Below are 15,849 nucleotides of genomic sequence, written 5' to 3' on the forward strand. Positions count from 1 at the left end.
TCAGCCCTCCTCGTAGGGGCCGGGCGGGTCGAACGGGCCGGCGCCGCCGGGGCCCGTCGCGTTGCCGCGCCGGGCGCCGAACGGGCCGCCGGGGCCGGTGCCCGGCGCCGCGCCCGGGCCCGGTCCGGCCGGGGCCGCCGTGCCGAGCGGGAGGGCCTTGCGCTTGCGTCCGGTCAGCGTGGGGCGGTTGCGGTGGCCGCCGCGGCCCGGCGGGGCGGTCGCGGCGCCGGTCAGGCCGAGTTCGGCGGCGAGTTCCCACAGCGCCGCGCGGACCGTGGAGCGGGCGTCGAGGTCCTGGAGCCGGCCCGCGTCGACGCAGGGCTGGAGCTCCTTGAAGGCGGCCGGCACCGGGGTCCGGGCGACGTGGGTGCCGGTGGCCTTGGCGACCAGCGGCGGCTGGATCTCGGTGTGGCGGGTGAGGCGGTTGACGACGGTGGTGGTGTCCTCCGCCTTGCGGATCCGGAGCCGGTCCCACAGGCGCACCTGCCGCTTGGCGGCGCGCACGCAGACCACGTCGGGGGTGATCACCAGCAGGGCGGTGTCGGCGAGTTCGACGGCGGCGGCGTTGGCGGACTGCATCTGGGAGCCGCAGTCCGCGATCACCACGTCGTAGCGGCCGCGCAGGGCGGTGACGATCTGGCGGGCGGCGCGGTCGTCGACCTCCTCGCCGCGTTCGCCCTCCTCGGGGGCGAGCAGCAGTCCGAGTCCGGTGTGGTGGGCGTGCACCGCCTCCTTCAGGACCCGGGCGGAGATGTCCTGGATGCCGGCGAGGTCCACCACCGAGCGGCGGAACTGCACGTCCAGGTAGGAGCCGAGGTCGCCGGACTGCAGGTCGAGGTCGACCAGCGCGACCCGGCGGCCGGCGGCCCGGGCGGCGAGGGCCAGGTGGACGGCGGTGACGGTGGTGCCGACGCCGCCCTTGGCGCCGGTGACGGTGACCAGGGTGCCGGTCGGTGCGGGCGGCGCGTCCGGGTTGCCCCCGAGGTGGACGCGGACCCCGGCCGCCCACTGGGCGGCGGCCTGCACCCGGGCGACCAGTTCGTCGTAGCCCAACGGGAGGGCGACGATGCCCCGGGCGCCGGCGTCCATCGCGGCGGAGAACAGGGCGGGCCCGGCGTCGGCGGTGATCAGGACGACGCCGACGGCGGGGAACCGGAGCGCGACCTCCCGGATCAGCTCCAGGGCCGGGCCGGGACCGATGCCCTCGTGGACCAGGACGACCTCGGGGAGCGCCTGGACGGCCACCGGGCCGGCGGGGCCGCCGGCGGGCGCCGACGACGCCGCGCCGGCCTGTCCGGCGGCCCCGGCCAGCGCGTTGAGCAGCGCGGGCCCGTCGGGGACGGCGGGCGCCGGTTCGGCGTCCGGCATCTGGTCGAGCAGGGCCGCCAGGGCCCGGGCGGCGTCCGGGTCGCCGACGGCCGGGAGGATGCGGATGGTCACCTGGGCCTCCTGGTCACTTGTCGCCGTCGAGGGTGTAGGTGCGCTCGCCGGGCGGGATGGTGGCCTGGGTGCCGGGGGCGAGCAGGGCGAGCCGCACGTGGGAGGCGAACGACTCGGCGTAGGCGACCCGTTGGGCGTCCTGGGTGTCGAGCGCGAAGGTGATCGGGACGGCCTGGCCGGGCTGGCGGCTGGTGGCGCCGGCGCTGCCGGGGTCCTTGGCCTCCAGGGGGGAGAGCTTGCCGACGTCGATGACCTGGGCGCCGGCGACGATGACCTTGGAGACCGGCTTGTCCTCGGGGCGCCGGCCGTCGAAGGTGGCGAAGATGTTGACCCGCGAACCGGGGTTGATCTTGCCGGCCACGCCGGTCGCCGCGTCGATCATGATGGCGATCTCCTGCTGTCCCGGCTGGAGCGCCGGCCGGTCGACGATCATGTCGTCCTGGAGCAGCGAGCCCTTCTTGAGCGGGGTCACCGCGATCTTGCCGCTGACCTTGTCCAGGTCGGTGACGGCGGTGGGCGGCAGCCAGCGCTGCGGGATCCTCACCTCTTCGAACTGCCCCGGATCCAGCGTTCTATAGGCCGCGACATCCGTTTTGAGCCGGTAGGCCGTGCGTTCCGATCCGACCTTGGACTCCACGTTGTGGATCACCGACAGCACGCCGATGAAGGCGCCGACCGCACAGAGGACGGACAGGAGCAGCAGGATCACTCCGCGGCGCTGGCGTGAGTTCATGGGCGCGGGACCTCGATCGGGACGGGGCGGTCAGGGCGGGCGGTGGACGGCGGCGGGACGCGGTACGGGGGCGGTTCAGCGCACGTGGGCCACCGTCCGCGCGCCGCCGGGGAGGGTGCGGAGGTCGGGGTGGCCGGGGTAGTCCGGGTGGCCGGGCAGGCCGCGCGGCCCGGCGGTCGGGGGGCCGAGCGGCCGCTGGCCCGCGCCCATCACGTCCGGTCCGCGGACGTCGAGTTGACCGCGGCCGCCGGGGGCGCCGCCGCGGACGCCGGTGAGTCCGGGGCCGACCGCACCACTGGGAAGTCCGGTGCCGAAGGGCGCGCCGGTGACGGGCGGGGTGCCCGTGGCGGGCGGGGCGCCCATGGCGCGAGGGACGCCAGCGCTTCCGGGGGCACCTGTCTCCGGCGGGCTGCCGACGCCGTGCGGAGTTCCGGTGACGCGCGGGGAGTTGGCCAGGTGCGGGGAGTTGGCCACGTGCGGGGAGTCCGCGGCGTACGGCACGTCGGTGACATGCGGGACGTCAGTGACGTGCGGGGCGTCGGCGGCGCGCGGGGCCTCGATGCCGCGGGTGGCATCCGTACCGCGGGTGGCATCCGTACCGCGGGCGACATCCGTACCGCGGGCGGCGTCCGCCGGTCCCGGTGCCGGCACGCCGTTGATGCCGACCACCCCGGGGACGCCGGCGGGCGCCACGGGGGACAGCCCGCGCTGCCGCAGCGGCGACCCGGCCGAGTCGTCCTCGGGCGCGGGTGCGGCGGGGGGCGGCTCCAGGGCGGGCGCGGGCACGGCGACCGCGGCCGGCGCCCCGGCTATGGCGGCGGGTTCCCGTCCGGCCGAGCCGCCGCTCGCCCGGTCCCGGGCCAGCGGCGCCGCGCAGAACGCGCAGCGGTCGCCGATGACTTCCTGGCCGCACCAGCCGCACTCCTCGCGCCGGACGGAGGCCACGAGACGGCTCAGCAGCGCCGGATCGGGGATGGCGGCGGCGAACTCGATCAGCTTCTGGGTGCCCCACCAACGGGCGGACTCGGAGGGCAGGTGCGCCTCGTAGACGCCCTGCACCTGCCAGGCCGGGGCCAGCGCGGAGGTCACCCAGTCGGCACTGAGCTGGCCGCGGGCGACCGCGAGTTGGGTGGCGAAGCCGGGCGGGCGCAGGCCGGCCCGGGTGCTGTTCCGGTCGAGGTGGAGCAGTTGGGGCTGCGGGGTGGCGAGGACCGCGAAGTGCACGCCGGGCAGCCAGGACTTCATGTGGGAGCGCAGGTCCACCTCGACCCGGTCCAATCCGCTGACGCTGCCCAGCAGGGCCCCGGCGTGGACGTAGTGCGCGAGCAGCCGGGCGGCGCAGGCCAGCACGCCGGGGCTGAAGCCGCACGTCGACAACTGCCGTAGCTGTCGGGCGAGTACGGCGACGCCGAGCGGCGGCAGGGCGCTGGGCAGGATCGCGATCCGGTCGCTCTCCAGGACGGAGCGCAGGGTGTGCAGCCGGCGGACGTGCTCCGGCGGGCAGGCGGTGGAGTACAGCACGATGAGGTGGCCGTGGTGTTCGAGGACCGCGCTGGTCTGAGCCAACGCCTCGTCCAGCGGCGTCAGGTGCGGAGCGCTCAGCACGACCGCGGCGGGGGTCTGGCGATCCGTCGCGGGCAGCGCGAGGTCCGGGCTGGTGACTGCAATCGCGGTCGGCACGTCGCTCCCCCACTCCTTCCGGCCTCCGGGGCTCCCGGGACCGCGGATCGGCACAGCTCTGCGCCATCGGCGCCATACGCTCTGCACTTTATCCACAGAGATACGTCCCGGAGAACACGTTCTGGGCTACTCGTCTTGCCCGTTGGTCCACAGGGAAACCCCGCATACCCCTCAAGCGGCGACCATCGGAACACCGGCTTCCGACCAGACCCTTGACACCGTTTATTGGTCTGGACCACCTTGTACGACACGCCCAGGGGCCCTGAGCGCACACGGCACCACTCCCCCAACCACCCCCCACACGGAGGCAGTCGTGGTTCGCGCACACGGAGAAACAGGTACGACGAGGACGACGGTCAGGGCACGCACGACCCGGGCGGCGCGCTCGCGGCACGCCCGCGGACGGCTGCTGGCCGGGGTGGCCGCCGCCGTGTTGACCTCGGCCGGCCTGGTCGCGGCCGGCCCGGCCGGCACCGCCGGGGCGGTCGGCCCGACGGCCCGCACCGCGGCCGTCCCCCCGCACGCCCTGACGGGGTACTGGCAGAACTTCAACAACGGTGCCACGGTGCAGAAGTTGAAGGACGTCGACGACGCCTACGACATCATCGCGGTGGCCTTCGCCGACGCGACCGGAGCGCCGGGCGCCGTCACCTTCACCCTCGATCCGGCCCTCGGCTACGGCTCGGCGGCCGACTTCACGGCGGACGTCAAGGCCAAGCAGGCGGCCGGCAAGTCGGTGGTGCTCTCGGTCGGCGGCGAGAAGGGCGCGGTGGCGGTCAACGACGGCACGTCCGCGCAGAACTTCGCCGATTCGATCAACGGCCTGATGGACCAGTACGGCTTCGACGGCGTCGACATCGACCTGGAGAACGGCCTCAACTCCACCTACATGACCGAGGCACTGAAGGCCGTGCACGCCAAGCACCCCAATGTCGTGGTGACGATGGCCCCGCAGACCATCGACATGCTGTCGCCGCAGAACGAGTACTTCAAGACGGCACTGGGCATCAAGGACTTCCTCACCGTCGTCAACACGCAGTTCTACAACAGCGGTGCGATGAACGGCTGTGACGGCAAGGTCTACTCCCAGGGCACGGTGGACTTCCTCACCTCGCTCGCCTGCACCCAGTTGGAGGGCGGCCTGGACCCCTCCCAGGTCGGCCTGGGCCTGCCGGCCTCCCCGAGCGCGGCGGGCGGCGGGTACGTCGACCCGTCCGTGGTCAACGCGGCGCTGGACTGCCTCACCGCGGGCACCAACTGCGGTTCGTTCAAGCCCGCCAAGACGTATCCGGGGCTGCGGGGCGCGATGACCTGGTCGACGAACTGGGACGCCGCGAACGGCGGTGCCTTCGCGAGCCAGGTGGGCGGCCACGTCCACCAACTGCCGTAGCCGGCGCCCTCCCGTTAGACGCCACCCCCCAAAAAAAGGGCCGGGCCCCGCGCACGAGGCGCGCGGGGCCCGGTTCCGCGTCGTGCGGGTCAGTGCCGGACGGCCGACGGCTTGGGCAGGGTGCAGCCCGAGCCGTTCAGGTCCAGCTTGTTGCCGGCGCCGAAGCACTTGGGGATGAAGTAGGTCTCCTCGGCGTAGTTGATGCCCTTGTGGACGGTGACGTTGCCGTTCTCGTCCACCTCGCACGGGTTGTTCTCGGTGCAGCGCTCACCGTTCTCGTTGCCCGTGTTGTTGATGGCGGTGACCTTGCCGGTGGCGTTGTCGACCACCGGGGAGCCGGAGGTCCCGCCGATCGTCTTGCACTCCGGGGTGTAGCGGACCGAGTCCTTCCAGGACCAGCCGCCCTCCTTCAGGGTGGGCACGAAGCCGTCGACGCTACAGGTGTAGGTCTTCTTCCAGTAGCCGGAGACGACGGTGATCCCGGCGCCCTTGGCGGGATGGTCGGTGGACAGCTCCAGCGGCTTGATGCCGTACTTCTGCTCGATCTGCGCGTAGGTCGAGCCGGTCTGATAGAGCGTCACATCGGTGTCGGTCATCGTCGCGTAGACGATCTTGGTGGCCTGGAGCGTGCCGAGGTCGCCGGCGGACTTGTCCAGGACGGTGAAGCTGCGACTGGAGGGCTGGTCGACTATCACCTGGCCCGGGTCGGGCATCCCGCTCTCCAGGCAGTGCCCGTTGGTCATGACCAGCGCGGGGTCGTTCGGCTGCGAGGCGGGCATCTTGACGATCGATCCGGAGCAGTCGTCCAGTGCCACCGTGCCGGCGAAGTCGACGGCCTTGGTGTGCGGGGGCTTCGGCTTGTGGTGCGCGGGGGCGCCGGCCGGGGCGGCGCCCGCCGGGCTGGCGGCGGTCACCAGGGCGGCGGCTCCCATGACGGCGGTGGCCAGGGTGCCGACGAGAGGTCGAGACATGTGGGGGTCCTCTCAACTGTGTGTCCGGAGTTCCGCGGCGTCAGTTTCCGTCCGCCGCCTCCGAATTTGTCATGCGCATTGTTCGCTGACGGGGACCGCGCGGCAAGGATTTTCCGGAAATCGGTGACCGGCCCACGCCGCGCCCCAGGAGCGGACACCGGGATTCCCTACCCCACGACACCCCCTCGACCACCTCGGCGGGGCGGCGCCCTCGGAGCAGCGCGTCGCGCTCCGGAGCACCGCCCCGCCGTCCCCGGCCGCTCCCTAGACGAGCAGGCTCACCACGGCCGCCACCGCGAACCCGGCCAGCGAGAGCACCGATTCCAGCACCGTCCAGGACTTCAACGTGTCCCGCTCGGAGATCCCGAAGTACTTGCTGACCATCCAGAACCCGCCGTCGTTCACGTGCGAGGCGAAGATCGAGCCGGCCGAGATCGCCATGATGACCAGCGCCAGGTGGGCCTGGGAGAGCCCCTGTGCCTCGACCAGCGGCAGCACGATGCCGGCGGTGGTCACGATCGCCACCGTCGCCGACCCCTGGGCCACCCGCAGCACCAACGAGAGCAGGTAGGCCAGCACGATCACCGGCAGCCCGACGTGGTGGAAGGTGTCCGACAGCGCCGTGGCCACCCCGCTGCCCTTGAGTACCGCACCGAAGATCCCGCCGGCGCCGACGACCAGCAGGATGTTGCCGACCGGCTTGAGGGACGAAGTGGACACCGTCTCCAGGGACTTGCGGGACCAGCCGCGCCGCACGCCCAGCAGGTAGTACGCCAGCAGCAGGGCGATCGTCAGGGCGACGAAGGGGTGGCCGAAGAACTCGATCACCGAGCGGCCGGTGGACGGGGCCAGCGCGATGGAGGAGAAGGTCGCCAGCAGGATCAGCACCAGCGGGGTGCCGATGATGGCGAGGACGGTGGCCAGCGCGACCGGCCGCTCCCGCGGGGTGCCGCCCGAGGCCGCCTGTTCGGCGGCGACCGCGGCCCGCGCCTCCTCGGCGGCCTCGGCCATGTCCTGCGGGACGGGCACGAACAGCCGCTTGCCGATCCACGCGGCGTACCCCCAGGCCGCGAGCACCGCGGGCACCCCGCACACCACGCCCATCAGGATGACCCAGCCCAGGTCCACCTTGAACAGGCCGGCCGCGGCCACCGGTCCGGGGTGCGGCGGCAGGAACGCGTGCGTCATGGACAGTCCGGCCAGCAGCGGCATGGCGTAGAGCACGACCGACTTGCCGCTCCTCTTGGCAGCGGCGTAGACCAACGGCGCCAGGACGAAGATGCCGACGTCGAAGAAGACCGGGATGCCGAAGATCAGGCCGGTCAGGCCCATCGCCAGCGGGGCGCGCCGCTCGCCGAAGAGGGCCAGCAACCGGGCACTCAACACCTCGGCGCCGCCCGACACTTCGAGGATCGCGCCGAGCATGGTGCCCAGGCCGATGATGATGGCGACGTGGCCGAGGATGCCGCCCATGCCGGTCTCGATCATGGAGACCGCGTCGGACTTCTGGACCGTGCCGAAGAGTTCGGTGACGGAGAGGCCGGCGGCCAGGCCCACCGCGACGGAGACGCCGAGCAGGGCGACGAAGGGCTGGAGCCTGACCTTCATGATCAGGAAGAGCAGCAGGACGATGCCGAGGACGGCGACGGTCAACAGGCCGGGCGTGCCCGGTATCAGGGCCAGCAGTCCACCGGTGTGGGGTGGTGCGGGCGGGGCGGGGGTCGCGGCAGCGAGGACCATGGGTGACTCCGTTGTCAGGCCGGGTGTGTCCAGGCAGGGGGGACCGCGGCACGGCACCCCGGCGTTACGGGGTGCCGTGCCGTGCGGCGAGCGGTGCGCGCGGCGGTGCGCTAACGGCGGGCGGTGCAAGGGGGTTGGTGCCTCAGCTCAGGACGGCGAGCGCGTCGATCTCGATGAGCAGGCCCTTGGGCAGGCCCACGTAGACGGTGGTCCGGGCGGCCGGCGGAGCCGTCAGCTCCTGCTCCTCGAAGTAGGCGTTGTAGATCTCGTTCATCTCGGCGAAGTGGTCCACGTCCGTGAGGTAGACGCGCATCATCATCACGTCGTCCCAGGTGGCGCCGCCCTCTTCGAGGATCGCCTTGACGTTGGCGAAGGTCTGGAGGGTCTGCTCGCGCAGCGTCGGGCCGGCCGGCGTCGGGGGCTGGCCCGCGACGGCGGGCAGGAAGCCGACCTGGCCGGCGACCTGGAGGATGTTGCCCTTCTTGACGCCGTGCGAGAACTTCGCGGGCGGGGTGGTGTGGGTGGCCGGGGTGAGGGCGGTCTTCTCGCTCATGTGTGTCCTTCAGACGTGCTTCACGGGGCCGGCTTGTGGCCGGGGCTTGTGGTGCCGGAGTACTCCCGGCTGACGGCGTCGGCGGTGCGGCGCACCAGCGGGAGCAGGCCGAGGAGTTCCTCCGCGCTGACGACGACGTTGGGTGCGGAGACCGACATGGCGGCCGCCACCCGTCCGTCCGCGCCCCGGATGGGGGCGCCGACGCAGTTGATGGACTCCTCGTGGCCACCGAGGTCGGTGGCCCAGCCCTGTTCGCGCACCGTGGCCAGTTCGGCCAGGAAGGCCGCGGCGTCGGTGGTCGAACGGGACGTGTAGCGGGGGTAGTCGAGCTTCTCCGCGACGGTGCGACGCTCGACCTCGGGCAGGTCGGCCAGGAGCAGCTTGGCGACCGCGGCGACGGTGATCGCGACCGGCTTGCCGATCCGGGAGTACATCCGGACGGGGTAGCGGCTCTCGACCTTGTCGATGTAGAGGACCTCGTTCTCCTCGTAGACGGCGAGGTGGACGGTGTGGCCGCACTGCTCGTTGAGCGCGACGAGGTGGGGGTGGGCGATGTCCCGCACGTCGAGGTTCTCCACGGCCTCCTGGGCGAGGGCGAAGAGCCGGGCGCCGAGGCGGTAGCGCTGGTCGGGTTGGCGGTAGACGAGGCCGTGCTCGTGGAGGGTGCGCAGCAGCCGCAGGGCGGTGGACTTGTGCACGCCGAGCCGGTCGGCGACCCGTCCCAGGTCGGCGGGGCCCTCGGCGAGCAGCGGCAGGATGCTCAGCGCGCGGTCGACGGTCTGGCTCATGCTCGGGCCCCGCTCCGCTGCGACCCGCCCCCGCCGGGGGCGCGCCGGTCGATGGTGCTCTGGCTGCGGTCGTTCACTGCGTCCGTACCTCCTGGTCCGCGGCCCGGCCGGCGTCCGTCCAGCCGGGGCCGAGGTGCAGTGTCCCCCAGGCGTCGTCGTCGAGCCCGGCAAGCCGGTCCGCCAGGGCGCGGGAGGGGGGTGCGGCGAGGTCGCCGGGGACGGTGAGGGCGGCGGCGGCCCACAGGTGGCCGTGCCGGACCCGGGTGCGCAGCGGCAGGGCGCGCAGGGCGGCGGAGAGGAACCCCGCGGCGAAGGCGTCGCCGGCGCCGACCGCGGCGACCACGTCGACGGTGGGGGCGGGCACGAGGGTGCCGGCGGGCTCCTCGTCCCGGCCGGGGGTGCCGGGGGCGTGGCGGAAGACCAGCGCGCCGGCCGCGCCGAGCTTGACGACCAGGGTCCGGGGTTCGGGCAGTGCCGCCCGGACCGCCCGGGGGTCGGGCAGGCCCCAGGCGGCCAGCGCCTCGTCGGCGCCGACGAAGACCACGTCGGCGGCGCGCGCCAGGTCCAGGAGGACCGCGGGGCCGGGCGCGCCGGACCACAGGTGCGGACGGTGGTTGACGTCGAACGAGACCAGCGGGCGGAGGCCGTCGTCCGGGCGGGCCATGAGGGCGCGCAGCAGGCCCAGGCAGTCCGCGGAGAGCGCGGCGGTGATGCCGGAGAGGTGCAGCACCCGGCCGGAGCGGAGGGCGGCCAGGTCCATGGTGTCCGCGGCCATCGCGGAGGCGGCGGAGCCGGCACGGTAGTAGGCGACCTCGTGGGCGGCGGTGGCCCGGTCGCCGGCGGTGCGGAAGTAGATGCCGGTGGGGCGGGTGGGGTCGCGGCGGACCGCGCGGGTGTCGACGCCGTGGCCGGCGATCTCCCGGACCAGGTGGTCGCCGAAGCCGTCGGCGCCGACCCGGGAGATCCAGCGGGTCGGGTGGCCGGCGCGGGCGAGGGCGCAGGCGACGTTGGACTCCGCACCGCCGATGGCGCGCTCGAAGGCCGGGACGTCGGCGAGCGGCCCGGGGGCGGTGGGCAGGAAGGTGACCATGGACTCGCCGAGGCAGACGACGTCGACGTCCGGGGCCGTGCCGGCCGCCGGGACGGGCGGGTCGCTGACGTTCGAGGACCTGGTCACGATCGGTTGCGCTCCTTCGCTGTGCCACCTACGGCCGGCCCGCCGCGCGCGGGGCCCGTCGAAGGGCCCGCGGGAGGTGCGCCGGGCCGTCGACGGGGCCGCCTTCCGGGCGGTGTGACGTGGGGTTTCCGGTCGGCCCGCGGCGTGTTCCGCCCGGTCGGCCCTGGCGTTTTCCCACCATTGACCGGGCGATGGCTCGGATGTTAGACAGCTGTAAGCGATATGCGCAATGGGTGTTGCAGAGGGTGCAACACGCTCTTTGAGGAGGCTCCATGGCCGGCGAGCGGCTCGCGCAGGAACTCAACAACCTCGCGGACGAGAAGGTCGATCACCGCTTCAAGGCGCTCCCCCCGGACGCCGCCGGCCGCACCGTCGGCGAGCTGGCCGCCGAGCGCCGCAACCTCTTCACCGGCGGCTTCACCACCCCCGTGCTGGCCCTCTCCGCCGAGTCGGTCGAGCACAACCTCGCCCTCTTGGAGACCTACGCCGCCCGGCACGGCCTGGCCTTCGCCCCGCACGGCAAGACCTCCATGGCCCCGCAGCTCTTCGCCCGCCAACTGGCGCACGGCGCCTGGGGGATCACCGCGGCCGTCCCCCACCAGGCCCGCGTCTACCGCGACTTCGGCATCCAACGGATCTTCCTCGCCAACGAGGTCGTCGACGCCGCCGGGCTGCACTGGCTGGCCGGCGAACTGGCCGCCGACCCCGACTTCCGCTTCCTGTGCTACGTCGACTCGGTGCGCGGCATCGAGCTGATGGACACCGCCCTGCGCGCCGCCGAGGCGACCCGCCCGGTGGACGTCGTCATCGAACTGGGCGCCGGCGACGGGGCCCGCACCGGCGCCCGCACCGAGGCCGAGTGCCGCGAACTGGCCGATGCGATCGCCGGCGTCGACACCCTCCGCCTGGTCGGCGTGGCCGGCTACGAGGGCGAGGTGCCCGACGCGGACCACGCCCGGGTCACCGCGTGGCTGCGCCGGCTGGTCGCACTGGCCGCCGACCTCGACGCCGCCGGCCGCTTCGCCGACCTCGACGAGATCGTGGTCAGCGCCGGCGGCAGCGCGTGGTTCGACGCGGTCGCCGAGGTCTTCGCGGACCTCCCCGCGCTCTCCGCGCCCGTCCTGAAGCTGCTGCGCTCGGGCGCCTACGTCTCGCACGACGACGGGCACTACCGCCACCTCACGCCCTTCAACCGCGTCCCGGAAGAGGGCGCGCTGGAGCCGGCCTTCCGCCTCTGGGCGCAGGTCGTCTCCCGCCCCACCCCGGAGCAGGCGTTCCTCAACGCCGGCAAGCGGGACGCCGCGTACGACCTCCACCTGCCCGAGCCGCAGGCCGTGCGCTCCGGCCGGGACGGCACCCTGCGCCCGGCGACCGGCCTCACCGTCACCGGCCTGTCCGACCAGCACGCCTGGGTGCGGACCGAGCACGCCGGGGACCTGGAGGTCGGCGACTGGGTCGCCCTCGGTCTGTCGCACCCCTGCACCTCCTTCGACAAGTGGCAGCTGATCCCGCTGGTCGAACGGGACGGGACGGTCGTCGATTTCGTCCGCACGTTCTTCTGATGCCCGCGGGGATGCGCCGATCACCGCCGGAGCACCCCGACAATCCCCTGACCGCACCCCGACCCGACCCTGACCCACACCCCTGACCCACATCCCTGATCCGCCGGCCCGGCCGAGGTCCCGTCGATCCCGGCGACGCCGGCGAGGGCCCCGCAACGCCCGAGAGCGCCGAGAGAGGCAGCCCGCCCATGGACACCGTGTTCCGCGACGCACGCGTCATCGACGGGTCCGGCGGCCCCTCCTACCGCGCCGACGTCGCCCTCGCCGACGGCCGGATCGCCGCCGTCCACCGGGAGACGACCGGCGGCCCCCGCCCGTCCGCCCCCCGCACCGTGGACGCCGCCGGCCTCGCCCTCGCCCCCGGCTTCATCGACATGCACGCGCACAGCGACCTGGCGCTGCTGCGCGACCCGGAACACACCGCGAAGGCCGCCCAGGGCGTCACCCTCGAAGTCCTCGGCCAGGACGGCCTGTCCTACGCCCCGGTGGACGACCGCACGCTCGCCGCGGTCCGGGCCCAGATCGCCGGCTGGAACGGCGGCGGCCCCGACGACGACGCCCTCCCCTTCACCTGGCGCACCGTCGGCGAGTACCTCGACCGCCTGGACCACGGCTTCGACGGCGAGGGCATCGCGGTCAACGCCGCCTACCTCGTCCCCCAGGGCACCGTCCGGATGCTCGCCGTCGGCTGGGACGACCGCCCGGCCACCGACGCCGAACTCGACCGGATGCGGCAGTTGGTCGCCGCGGGCCTGGAGCAGGGCGCGGTGGGCCTGTCGTCCGGCCTGACCTACACCCCGGGCATGTACGCCTCCGACGCCGAACTGACCGAACTGTGCCGGGTGGTGGCCCGCTACGACGGCTACTACTGCCCGCACCACCGCTCCTACGGGGCCGGCGCCCTGGCCGCGTACGAGGAGATGATCGCCCTCACCCGCGAGGCCGGCTGCGCGCTGCACCTCGCCCACGCCACCATGAACTTCGGCGTCAACGAGGGCCGCGCGCCGGAACTCCTGACCCTGCTGGACGAGGCCCTGGACGCCGGCGCCGACCTCACCCTGGACACCTATCCGTACACCCCCGGCTGCACCACGCTCGTGGCGATGCTGCCCAGCTGGGCCAGCGAGGGCGGCCCGGCGGCGACCCTGGCCCGGTTGGCCGACGACACCACCGCCGCGGCCGTCCGGCACGCCCTGGAGGTCGAGGGGTCGGACGGCTGCCACGGCGTCCCCATCGACTGGGACACCATCGAGATCTCCGGCGTCACCGACCCCGCACTCGGCGGCTGGGTCGGCGCGACCGTCGCCCGCACCGCCGCCGCCCGCGGCGAGGACCCCTGGGACGCCGCCCGCCACCTGCTGCGCGCCGACCGGCTGGGCCCCACGATCCTCCAGCACGTCGGGCACGAGGAGAACGTCCGGCAGATCATGCGGCACCGGGTCCACACCGGCGGCAGCGACGGCATCCTGCAAGGCGCCAAGCCGCACCCGCGGGCGTACGGCACGTTCCCCCAGTACCTCGGCCGTTACGCCCGTGAGCTGGGCGTACTGTCCCTGGAGGAGTGCGTGGCGCACCTGACGTCGCGCCCGGCCGCCCGGCTGCGGCTGCCCGACCGCGGCCTGGTCCGCGCGGGGTACCGCGCCGACCTGGTCCTCTTCGACCCGGAGACGGTCGCCGCCGGCGCCACCTTCGACGCCCCGCGCACCCCGCCCACCGGCATCCCGCACGTCCTGATCGACGGCCGCTTCGTCATCGAGGACGGCCGCCGCACCACCGCCCTGGCCGGCCGGGCGGTCCGCCGCACCCCGAGCCGACCCTGACCCCACCCGGTGGAACGTCCAGCCCCACCCGCCACGAAATCAGCACCCACCCCACCACTCACCGCACGTCACCGCCCGCACACCGTCCGCCGACCACGTGGCGAAAACCACCCGGCGCGCTGCCCTACGCCCCCGTAGAGTGGCCGTCATGCAGGTGATCCAGTCAACGAAGCTCGCCAACGTCTGCTACGAAATCCGCGGCCCCGTGCTTGAGGAGGCGATGCGGCTGGAGGCAGAGGGTCACCGCATCCTCAAGCTCAACACCGGGAACCCGGCGGCGTTCGGATTCGAGTGCCCGCCCGAGATCCTGGAGGACGTCCTCCGCTCGGTCGGCACCGCGCACGGCTACGGCGACGCCAAGGGCCTGCTCTCGGCCCGCCGGGCAGTGGTGCAGCACTACCAGACCAAGGGCATCGACCTCTCCGTCGACGACGTCTACCTCGGCAACGGCGTCTCCGAACTGATCCAGATGTCGATGCAGGCGCTGCTGGACGACGGCGACGAGGTGCTGGTCCCGGCCCCGGACTACCCGCTGTGGACGGCGTCGGTCTCGCTCTCCGGCGGCACCGCCGTCCACTACCGCTGCGACGAGCAGGCCGACTGGACGCCGGACCTCGCCGACATCGAGCGCAAGGTCACCGACCGCACCAAGGCCATCGTCGTCATCAACCCCAACAACCCCACCGGCGCGGTCTACGACGACGAGTTGCTGCGCGGCATCGCCGAGATCGCCCGCCGGCACAACCTGATCGTCTGCGCCGACGAGATCTACGACAAGATCCTCTACGACGGCGTCACCCACACCCCGTTCGCCGCGCTCGCCCCGGACCTGCTGACGCTGACCTTCAACGGCCTGTCCAAGGCGTACCGGGTCGCCGGCTACCGCAGCGGCTGGCTGGCGGTCTGCGGCCCGAAGGCGCACGCCACCTCGTACATCGAGGGCCTGACGATCCTGGCGAACATGCGGCTGTGCGCCAACATGCCGGCGCAGCACGCCGTCGCCACCGCCCTCGGCGGCCGGCAGTCGATCAACGACCTGGTGCTCCCCGGCGGCCGACTCCTGGAGCAGCGCGACACCGCCTACGAACTGCTCACGCGGATACCGGGCGTCAGCTGCGTCAAGCCGAAGGGCGCGCTCTATGCCTTCCCGCGCCTGGACCCCGCGGTGTACAAGGTCAAGGACGACCGGCAGATGGTGCTGGACCTGCTGCGCGCCGAGAAGATCATGATCGTCCACGGCACCGGCTTCAACTGGCCCGAACCGGACCACTTCCGCCTGGTCACGCTGCCGAACAAGGACGACCTGACGGACGCCGTCACCCGCATCGGCGCCTTCCTCGACGGTTACGGGCAGTACTGAAGCGCAGCGACTTCTATACGGGACACAACTTTAGACAAGGTCTAAGCTAGGATGGCCTCCTAGACGTTTTCAGGAGGCCGTCCCATGTACGAACCGATCCGCACCAAGTCGGTCCACACCATGGCCGTCGCCCCGGGGATCTGGCACCGCTCCCGCGAGGAGGAGCTGGACATCCGGCTCGCCGGGCAGCTGACCGCGCTGCTCACCGTCACCGACGAGCTGCACGCCCTGACCGAGTGCGGCGCCGCGCGCACCGCCCTGGCCTCGGCGGCCGAGCGCATCGCCGCCGCGGTCGCCCGACTGAGCGGCCAACTGCCGCTGCGCGCCGAGCCGACCGGCGGCGACCCGACCCGGATCCCGGCCCTCCGTCAGCGCGCCCACACCCTCGCCGGGAACGCCCTCGCCGTCGCCACGTCACGGGACGACGCCGAGGCCATCGCCCTGGCCGAGGAGCGACTCTCCGCCCACCGCGCCGGCGAACGGGACCTAGCCACCACCTGAAATCCCCCGCCGCCAGACGCCCCCACTCACCCAGCCCCCACCCACCCGTCTTTCAACCCACCCTCAACGGGAGGTGGCGGGCCGGAGGGGGTGGTGTTGCAGGACGTAAAGCGCAGCAGTCCTGCAACACCACC

Annotated in this window: 13 protein-coding genes; 5 read left to right on the plus strand and 8 right to left on the minus strand. The window is 73.3% G+C overall.

Going from position 1 to position 15,849, the window contains the following annotated elements:
• The 3 genes from ABD385_RS14780 to ABD385_RS14790 all read right to left on the minus strand — a co-directional run bounded on the left by ABD385_RS14780 (position 1) and on the right by ABD385_RS14790 (position 3,853).
• Complete coding sequence (locus ABD385_RS14780) at positions 1-1,440, minus strand: CpaE/TadZ family protein (RefSeq protein WP_344575645.1); 1,440 nt, start codon at positions 1,438-1,440, stop codon at positions 1-3.
• A gap of 13 nt (positions 1,441-1,453) precedes the next feature.
• The gene (cpaB, locus tag ABD385_RS14785; RefSeq protein WP_344575646.1) at positions 1,454-2,173 is read right to left on the minus strand and encodes a Flp pilus assembly protein CpaB; all 720 of its coding nucleotides are present in this window, start codon (positions 2,171-2,173) and stop codon (positions 1,454-1,456) included.
• A gap of 75 nt (positions 2,174-2,248) precedes the next feature.
• Entirely contained in the window at positions 2,249-3,853 is a 1,605-nt protein-coding gene (locus tag ABD385_RS14790; protein WP_344575647.1) for a hypothetical protein, read from the minus strand.
• Positions 3,854-4,259: 406 nt separating this feature from the next.
• Between ABD385_RS14790 and ABD385_RS14795 the strand changes: the two genes are divergently transcribed.
• A complete protein-coding gene (locus tag ABD385_RS14795; RefSeq protein WP_344575701.1) occupies positions 4,260-5,243 on the plus strand; it encodes a chitinase in 984 nt (327 codons plus the stop codon).
• Between the two features lie 89 nt (positions 5,244-5,332).
• Here the strand turns inward: ABD385_RS14795 and ABD385_RS14800 are convergent, their stop codons facing one another.
• The 5 genes from ABD385_RS14800 to ABD385_RS14820 form a co-directional block, all read right to left on the minus strand.
• The gene (locus ABD385_RS14800) at positions 5,333-6,214 is read right to left on the minus strand and encodes a S1 family peptidase (protein WP_344575648.1); all 882 of its coding nucleotides are present in this window, start codon (positions 6,212-6,214) and stop codon (positions 5,333-5,335) included.
• Positions 6,215-6,478: 264 nt separating this feature from the next.
• On the minus strand, positions 6,479-7,954 hold the full coding sequence (locus tag ABD385_RS14805; RefSeq protein ID WP_344575649.1) for a GntP family permease: 1,476 nt from the start codon (positions 7,952-7,954) through the stop codon (positions 6,479-6,481).
• 142 nt (positions 7,955-8,096) lie between these two features.
• The gene (locus tag ABD385_RS14810; RefSeq protein WP_344575650.1) at positions 8,097-8,507 is read right to left on the minus strand and encodes a RidA family protein; all 411 of its coding nucleotides are present in this window, start codon (positions 8,505-8,507) and stop codon (positions 8,097-8,099) included.
• 20 nt (positions 8,508-8,527) lie between these two features.
• The gene (locus tag ABD385_RS14815) at positions 8,528-9,295 is read right to left on the minus strand and encodes an IclR family transcriptional regulator (protein WP_344575651.1); all 768 of its coding nucleotides are present in this window, start codon (positions 9,293-9,295) and stop codon (positions 8,528-8,530) included.
• Between the two features lie 73 nt (positions 9,296-9,368).
• Positions 9,369-10,472: a sugar kinase gene (locus ABD385_RS14820; RefSeq protein WP_344575652.1), complete on the minus strand. Its 1,104-nt coding sequence runs from the start codon at positions 10,470-10,472 to the stop codon at positions 9,369-9,371.
• Between the two features lie 272 nt (positions 10,473-10,744).
• Between ABD385_RS14820 and ABD385_RS14825 the strand changes: the two genes are divergently transcribed.
• The 4 genes from ABD385_RS14825 to ABD385_RS14840 all read left to right on the plus strand — a co-directional run bounded on the left by ABD385_RS14825 (position 10,745) and on the right by ABD385_RS14840 (position 15,715).
• Complete coding sequence (locus tag ABD385_RS14825) at positions 10,745-12,034, plus strand: amino acid deaminase (RefSeq protein ID WP_344575653.1); 1,290 nt, start codon at positions 10,745-10,747, stop codon at positions 12,032-12,034.
• 188 nt (positions 12,035-12,222) lie between these two features.
• Positions 12,223-13,854, plus strand: coding sequence for an N-acyl-D-amino-acid deacylase family protein (locus ABD385_RS14830; protein WP_344575654.1), 1,632 nt, complete (start codon positions 12,223-12,225; stop codon positions 13,852-13,854).
• Positions 13,855-14,002: 148 nt separating this feature from the next.
• Positions 14,003-15,214 carry a pyridoxal phosphate-dependent aminotransferase gene (locus ABD385_RS14835; protein ID WP_344575655.1) on the plus strand — a complete coding sequence of 404 codons (1,212 nt, stop codon included), beginning with the start codon at positions 14,003-14,005 and terminating at the stop codon, positions 15,212-15,214.
• Positions 15,215-15,298: 84 nt separating this feature from the next.
• Positions 15,299-15,715 carry an SCO4983 family protein gene (locus ABD385_RS14840; protein ID WP_344575657.1) on the plus strand — a complete coding sequence of 139 codons (417 nt, stop codon included), beginning with the start codon at positions 15,299-15,301 and terminating at the stop codon, positions 15,713-15,715.
• Positions 15,716-15,849 lie beyond the last annotated feature (134 nt).

This window comes from Streptomyces lunalinharesii (assembly GCF_039532155.1).
Taxonomy (GTDB): Bacteria; Actinomycetota; Actinomycetes; order Streptomycetales; family Streptomycetaceae; genus Streptomyces; species Streptomyces lunalinharesii.

Bases quoted from the DNA above. Each gene is read 5' to 3' on its own strand.
- cpaB (WP_344575646.1), bottom strand. From the start codon at position 2,173: ATGAACTCACGCCAGCGCCGCGGAGTGATCCTGCTGCTCCTGTCCGTC.
- ABD385_RS14800 (WP_344575648.1), bottom strand. From the start codon at position 6,214: ATGTCTCGACCTCTCGTCGGCACCCTGGCCACCGCCGTCATGGGAGCC.
- ABD385_RS14805 (WP_344575649.1), bottom strand. From the start codon at position 7,954: ATGGTCCTCGCTGCCGCGACCCCCGCCCCGCCCGCACCACCCCACACC.
- ABD385_RS14810 (WP_344575650.1), bottom strand. From the start codon at position 8,507: ATGAGCGAGAAGACCGCCCTCACCCCGGCCACCCACACCACCCCGCCC.
- ABD385_RS14815 (WP_344575651.1), bottom strand. From the start codon at position 9,295: ATGAGCCAGACCGTCGACCGCGCGCTGAGCATCCTGCCGCTGCTCGCC.
- ABD385_RS14825 (WP_344575653.1), top strand. From the start codon at position 10,745: ATGGCCGGCGAGCGGCTCGCGCAGGAACTCAACAACCTCGCGGACGAG.
- ABD385_RS14830 (WP_344575654.1), top strand. From the start codon at position 12,223: ATGGACACCGTGTTCCGCGACGCACGCGTCATCGACGGGTCCGGCGGC.
- ABD385_RS14835 (WP_344575655.1), top strand. From the start codon at position 14,003: ATGCAGGTGATCCAGTCAACGAAGCTCGCCAACGTCTGCTACGAAATC.
- ABD385_RS14840 (WP_344575657.1), top strand. From the start codon at position 15,299: ATGTACGAACCGATCCGCACCAAGTCGGTCCACACCATGGCCGTCGCC.